This is a genomic window from Zarconia sp. (genome assembly GCF_057467645.1).
Window position 1 is genome coordinate 1 of sequence record NZ_JBRJXU010000060.1, and the last position, 7,381, is coordinate 7,381.

At 49.0% G+C, this 7,381-nt stretch carries 3 protein-coding genes; all 3 read left to right on the forward strand.

What is annotated here, in order from left to right:
* On the forward strand, positions 1-1,351 hold a 1,351-nt coding region (locus AC2215_RS08680), incomplete at its 5' end, for an iron uptake porin (RefSeq protein WP_486809580.1).
* 466 nt (positions 1,352-1,817) lie between these two features.
* On the forward strand, positions 1,818-3,731 hold the full coding sequence (locus tag AC2215_RS08685) for an AAA-like domain-containing protein (protein ID WP_486809581.1): 1,914 nt from the start codon (positions 1,818-1,820) through the stop codon (positions 3,729-3,731).
* Between the two features lie 75 nt (positions 3,732-3,806).
* Complete coding sequence (locus AC2215_RS08690) at positions 3,807-7,217, forward strand: WD40 domain-containing protein (protein ID WP_486809582.1); 3,411 nt, start codon at positions 3,807-3,809, stop codon at positions 7,215-7,217.
* The last annotated feature ends 164 nt before the right edge of the window (positions 7,218-7,381 follow it).

Consider the following 7,381-nt stretch of genomic DNA (forward strand, 5'->3'; position numbering starts at 1 on the left):
CGCTTGTTTAGACCAAATCCTCAATTTAGTGGATGTGGAAGCAGAAGTCAGTGCTGAAGACTTAGCGGTGATTCGGCGACTGCAAGAAGAATTTGCCGCGGAACTCGCGACGTTGCGCGGACGGGTAGATGCCCTCGAAGCCCGCACGGCCGAACTCGAAGCCAATCAGTTTTCTACCACCACCAAACTCAAAGGTGAAGTTGTCTTTGCCGTTGCCGATACCTTTGGTAACGAAGCTGGCGGTATCAACTCCGCCAATCCAGATATTGATGCTGGTGATGATGGCTTGGGCGACGACACGCAAACCATTTTTGCCGATCGGGTTCGTTTAACCCTCGACACCAGCTTTACCGGGAAAGACCGGTTGCGAACTCGCTTGCAAGGACGCAACATCACCCAATTCCGTCGCGGTTTAACCGGAACCAACATGACCCGTTTGGGCTTTGACGGCACCAACGGCAACGATGTCGGTCTCGACGATCTGTACTACCAATTCCAGGCTAGCGATAATGTTGAAGTAATTATCGCTGCTAACAGTACCGAACCTCGCGACTTCATCGATGTGGTCAGTCCCATTGCCAGTAGTGGTAGCGGTTCGATTTCTCGCTTCGGTCGTCTCAACCCAGTCTTGCGTCAACCGGATGGTGGTGCGGGTTTGGGCTTGAATCTCGGATTGGGCGAAATTGGCGAACTGAGTTTGTCTTATTTGGCAGACAGCGGATCGGCGAGCAACCCGGCGGTAAAAAACGGTTTGTTCAACGGTCAGAATGCAGCCTTAGCACACCTGGTTCTCGAACCGGTTGATGCCGTGAAGCTCGGTTTATCCTACGTGCGCTACTACGCACCGGCCGGAGAAGTGAATCTGTCGGGTAGCACGGGAGATTTCTTTGCCACCGAACCGTTTGGCGATACAGCGACTTCGGCAAATTCTTTCGGTGCCGAACTCCAGTTTAAAGTCAGCGATAGCTTCATCGTCTCCGGCTGGTACGGCATCATGCTAGCGAGTGCCCAAGATGACGGGGCACTTCCGGATAATCGTACGGGCGATGCCGTCGATGAGGATGACGATGCTACGATTATGACCGGGGCCGTACAGTTCGCTTTCCCAGATATTGGTGGTGACGGCAACTTGCTCGGTCTGGTTGCGGGGATTCCTCCGAAGGTGACTAGCCACGACGTGACCGATCGGGCTGAAGGGGATACCTCCTATCACTTTGAGGCATTCTACCGTGCCAAGGTCTCGGATAACATTACGATTACCCCTGGAGCATTTTTGATCCTTAACCCAGCTAACGATAGCGACAACGATACTCAAGTCGTAGGAACAATTCGGACAACATTTAAGTTCTAGAAAACTTCGGGTAATTCCTCAATAAATACCTGATAAACTCCCTAATTCCCAGCACCTTAACCTTTAAAAGTGCTGGGAACTTTTTATAAATATGTTTCGTTAAACTGCGTTTATAATATAAAAAAATTGACTCAATATTCTCATTTTTTATACATGAAAAAATAATAAAATGCAAAACATAAATCTAAATTACGCTTATATTTATTGATATTGCCGTAAAACCATCTAAAATAACTAATATATTTGTTTTTTAAATAAAATAAATATTTTTTTATTAATAGTAAAAATCCGTCAAAGCTTATATTATTCAATCAAAAAATAACCCATTTCTAAATTTTTCTCAGACATCCTTGAGTATCAGTCCTCTTAGTCGTGAAACCCGATCCTCTTGTCGATCGGGGTGAGAATCCTTTAAAGTGACTAAAACAGAATGAAAAGTCTGTGAATCTCAGTAGCAACACAACATATGACGATCGATGAGGTATTGGCTTTACTCCACGCAACACGGAAAAAAAACTTGACTCCGATGCAGGAACTGGTACTGCGTCAAGCTTGGAAAGGTCAAACTTATACCGGCATGGCTCAAGAATTTCACTACGATGCCGATTACCTAAAAAAATCCGCCGCTCATTTGTGGCACGCTCTATCCGAACTGTTTGCAGCACCCATTACCAAAACAAACTTTCGCACCACCCTCGAAGAACGCCCCCTGACACCCGAACAAAAACGGGTCGCTGTTGAGTTCGATCGAGCCATCGCTCAAACAAGATCCCTCGAATTTCCCAGCGGACCGGTGGGATTGAATTCACCTTTTTATATCGCTCGACCGGAGATTGAAGAACTTATCTACACAGAGATTGGCAAACCGGGGAGCGTCACTCGCCTCAAAGCCCCCAGCCAGATGGGTAAAACCTCCCTAATGCTGCGGGTTCTCGATCGAGTTGCCCGAAACAACAATCGCCTCGTCCGTCTGAATTTCAAGCAAGCAGATGACAACACGTTCGATCGCCTCGATCGATTTTTACGCTGGTTTTGTTTGACGGTGGGTCGCCAACTCCAGCTTCCCCCGCGACTGGAAATGTATTGGGACGAGGAAATTGGCAGCAAGATCAGCTGCACTCTCTACTTTCAAGGGTACTTGTTAGAAAAGATTGCCAATCCCTTGGTATTAGTTTTGCAAGAAGTTAATCGAGTCTTCGAGTATCCAGCGATCGCATCAGAGTTTTTACCCCTGCTGCGATCGTGGTACGAAGAAGCCAAACAGGTAGAAATTTGGCAAAAACTGCGATTGGTCGTCGTTCACAACACCGATATTTACATCCCGTTGAAACTGAATCAATCCCCCTTTAATGTCGGGTTGCCCATTCAGTTGCCAGAATTGACCGCTTCGCAAGTGCAAGATTTGGCCAGTCGCCACGGGTTGAATTGGTCCGACGGCGATCGGGCACAGCAATTGATGAACATGGTAGGGGGACATCCCTATCTCATCCGACTGGCACTCTATTGGTTGGGTCGGCAAGAATTCACCCTCGATCGACTCTTAGAAGAAGCACCCACCTTATCGGGAATTTATCGCGATCGCTTGCGCGATCTGTTCGCCACCCTCCAAAAGCATCCCGAACTCGAACTGGCCGTTCAACAGGTGGTGACCAATGCCCAGGGCGTCGCCGTCGAACCGGTGGTGGCTTACAAACTCGAAAGTATGGGATTGGTTCGACTCGATGGCAATCGTTGCGTGCCGTCGTGCGAATTATATCGTTTATATTTTAGCGCCCAACTGCCCAGCAAAGACTCCTCGCTTTATCGCTTGCAAGAACTCGAACAAGAAAATCAAGCGCTCAAACAGTTGTGCAGCACTGATAGTTTGACGGAGTTAGTGAATCGTCGGGGGTTCGACACGGAACTCGAACGAATCTGGAAACAGTCCCAGGATGAAAAAGCGCCCTTATCGTTAATTTTGAGCGACATTGACTTTTTCCGGATTTACAATAAGACTCGGGGACATAAAGCTGGCGATGAATGCTTGTGCCAAGTCGCGAGGGCGATTCGCCAAGAAATTCACCGTCCGTCGGATGTCGTAGCTCGTTATGGGGGAGAAGAATTTGCCATACTTTTGCCGAATACCGATGCCGCCGGAGCGAGTTACATCGCTGAGAACATTCGCAGAAGTATCAAAGCCTTGGGAATCGAGCGCGAATATCAAATTGGTTTTCCCGCTTCAACAATTACGGTGAGTTTGGGTGTAGCAAGTATCGTTCCGGGACAAAAGCAATCCGCAGACGACTTGATTCAGGCAGCAGAGGAAGCACTTCATCAATCCAAACAGCAAGGGCGCGATCGCGTCACGTTGAATTCTAATTTGACCCAAACTCGATCGTAAAGTCGATTCTGGGTTCTGACGTCTTCCCTCTTGAACCCAAGAAGTGGATGGGAAGCCGCGATCGAATAATGATTCATGAGTGATTATCAATATCAAATTGGTGGGAGTTTAGCGGTTGATGCACCAAGTTACGTGGTGCGTCAAGCCGATCTCGAGCTTTACGAAGCACTCATCGCCGGCGAGTTTTGTTACGCACTCAACTGCCGACAAATGGGTAAGTCTTCGTTGCTAGTGAGAACCCGAAATCGGCTGCAACAAGAAGGATGTCGATGTACCACCATCGGGATGACTCGGATCGGTAGTGAAAGCATTACGCCAACTCAGTGGTATAAAGGAGTGATTTCAGAGTTGTGGCGAGGATTTAATCTGACCCAAGAGGTGAATTTACAATCTTGGTGGCGAGAAGAAGATGAGGTTTCTATTCTTCAGAGATTGAGCTACTTTATTGAAGATATTATCTTAGCAAAATTTGAAGAAGAGCGAATTTTTATTTTTATCGATGAAATTGATAGTATTCTCCATCTTCGTTTTGCAGTTGATGACTTTTTTGCCTTAATTCGATTTTGCTCCGAACGACGGGCAATCGACGCTAAATATAATCGAATTTCTTTTGCAATTTTTGGATCTGCCGCACCATCTGACTTAATTTTTGACCGACAGAAAACACCATTTACGATTGGTCGAGAAATTGAAATTAAAGGCTTTAGTCCTGAAGAGATTTTTTCGTTAAATCGGGGATTAAAAAAAATAACACCTCATCCCCATCGAATTTTACATCGAATTTTAGACTGGACTTCTGGACAACCCTTTTTAACTCAAAAAATTTGTCGATTTTTTCAAGAATCGATGACCGAAAACCCTCAGATTATTGGCTTGGATCGACAGTTAGAGTTAGTAGACTCCATCGTCCAACAGCAAATTATCGATAATTGGGAATCTCAAGATAAGCCAGAGCATTTGAGAACCATTCGAGATCGAATTTTAAGAAATTACAAAACCGCAATTTTACTTTTGAGTATTTATCAAAAAATGCTGCAAATCGAGCGGGAACGGGAGACCGGAGCTACACCCAAAATCTCTCGATTAAAGTGCGATCGCAGTCGCGCACATCTCGAGCTCATTCTTTCGGGTTTAGTCATCGAAAAAAACGGAGACTTAAACATCTACAATCAAATTTATCAAACCGTTTTCGATTTAGAATGGGTTCGAGTGCAACTCGATCTACTGCGCCCCTACTCCAAGTCACTCCAATCTTGGTTATCCTCCGACAAACGCGATCGCACTCAACTCTTACACGGACAAGCCCTCAAAGCTGCCCTTGCCTGGTCCCAAGGTAAAAGTTTGAGCGAGTTAGACGATGAGTTTCTCGCAACCTCTCAAGAATTCGATCGCATCTCGACCGATGAAGCCATCGCCTCGACAATTAGTGCGATCGCCCTAGATGCCGAAACCCTATTTCTCTCCAATCAACGCTTAGAAGCTCTAGTCGAAGCACTCGTCGCCAAACACAAACTACAGCAGTTAGAATCCCCGCCCCCCAAACTCAGCACTCGGGTAGAAGCCGTCCTTCAGCGAGCTGTGTGCGGAACCTACGAATGCCATCGTCTATCGGGACATCTGAGCGGCGTGAGCGATGTCACCTTCAGTCCCAACGGGGAAACCATTGCTTCAGCCAGTTGGGACCGCACGCTTGCCCTTTGGAGTCGGGATGGCAGACGACTCGCCACCTGCTGCGGTCATCAAGATCGAGTCACGGCCCTTGCCTTCAGCCCTGATGGCGAAACGATTGCCTCCGCCAGTTGGGACAAAACCGTTCGACTCTGGAACGCCACAACCGGTCAAGAACAAGCGATCTTCAAAGGTCATACCCGAGCCGCGATCGATGTTGCCTTCAGTCCCGATGGGGAAACCATCGCCTCTGCCAGTTGGGACAAAACCGTTCGACTTTGGAATCGGGATGGCAGCGTGCGGGGAATTTTGCAAAGTCACGGTGCGGAAGTGATGGCCGTGGCATGGAGTCCCGATGGAGAAACCATCGCCTCCGCCAGCGGGGATAAGACCGTCAAACTTTGGAATCGAGACGGTTTATTACTCGCGACCCTCCAAGATCATCAGAATTGGGTTTGGGATGTCGCCTTCAGTCCCGACGGTCAGATCGTTGCCTCAGCGAGCGAAGATACCACCGCTAAACTTTGGAGCTTAGAAGGCGTTCTGCTTGCGACCCTCAACCGCCATCGCGCTGCGGTGAATGGTTTAGCCTTCAGTCCCGATGGTCGTCGGTTGGCAACGGCCAGTACCGATAAAACTATTAAGCTCTGGCGGCGAGATGGTACCTTTCTTGCAACCCTCAGAGAGCATCGCGCCGAGGTCAATGGCGTGGCATTTAGCCCTGACAGTCGGACGATTGCCACGGCGAGTTCGGACAAAACGATCGAACTCTGGCAACCGGAAGATACCTTACTGACGATTTTGAGGGGTCATCGCGCGAAAGTATTTGGGGTCGCGTTCGCTCCCGGTGGGGAAACCATTGCCACCGCCAGCGGCGATCGCACACTGAAACTGTGGCATCGAGATGGAACCTGCATCGATACCCTCGGCGTACATAATGATGCGATCGTCGGTCTTGCCTTCAGCTCCGACGGTGAGATAATTGCCTCAGCCAGTCAGGATAAGACGATAAAATTCTGGCATCGAGATGGGCGATTGTTACAAGTACTCAACGGACACAACGATACCGTTAGCAGCGTTGCCTTCGCCGGAGATCGTTCGATGCTGGCATCGGCAAGTTGGGATGGAACAGCGAAATTATGGGAGTTAGAGGAGTTAGACAGTCGCGAGTATCTAACTTTGAGAGGCCATCAGGGAGCCATTTATCAAATCGCTTGGAGTCCCGATAGCCAAACCCTCGCTACTGCCAGCGGCGATCGAACGGTGAAACTTTGGAACCGAGAAGGTTGCCTCCTAAAAACCCTGTCCGGACACCAGGATGCAGTGGTGGGTCTTGCTTTCAGTCCCGACGGTGAGACGATCGCCACAGCAAGTTGGGACGGCACCGTGAAGTTATGGCAGCCAAACGGCACGGAACTAGCAACCTTGAACGGTCACAGTACGGCAGTTTTCGATGTGGCATTCAGTCGAAATGGGAGCTGGATTGCATCGGCTGGGGGAGATAGCACCATCAAGCTGTGGCAATCTGACGCTCGTTTGCTCACCACCCTTTACGGTCATAATAACGGCGTATTGCGAGTCACTTTCAGTTCGGACGATCGCACTCTCGCCTCGGCCTCGGAGGACAAAACCGTCATTCTGTGGGATTTAGATCGCGTTGTCGATCCCCAGCTCATTCTCTCCCATGCCTGCGATCGCGTACGTGATTACCTCACCACGAGTCCCGAAGTGAAAGAGGAACGACGGAATTTATGCGATTTATCTCAAGTTCCGATCGTCACTGACAATTCAGCACCACCCGATCCATCTCTTCTTTAACGTCAGTTTTGCGACCGCGACGTCGACGGGATGCCGACTCTGGGTGAGATTCGGGCGGTTGGCAAGCCTCTTGATGAGCGAAGCGATCGCACTGGCTACATCTGGTTGCTGGGGAGCAAAGTACTTCATCCCTATTCCCCATTCCCCATTCCCCGCCCTCACCG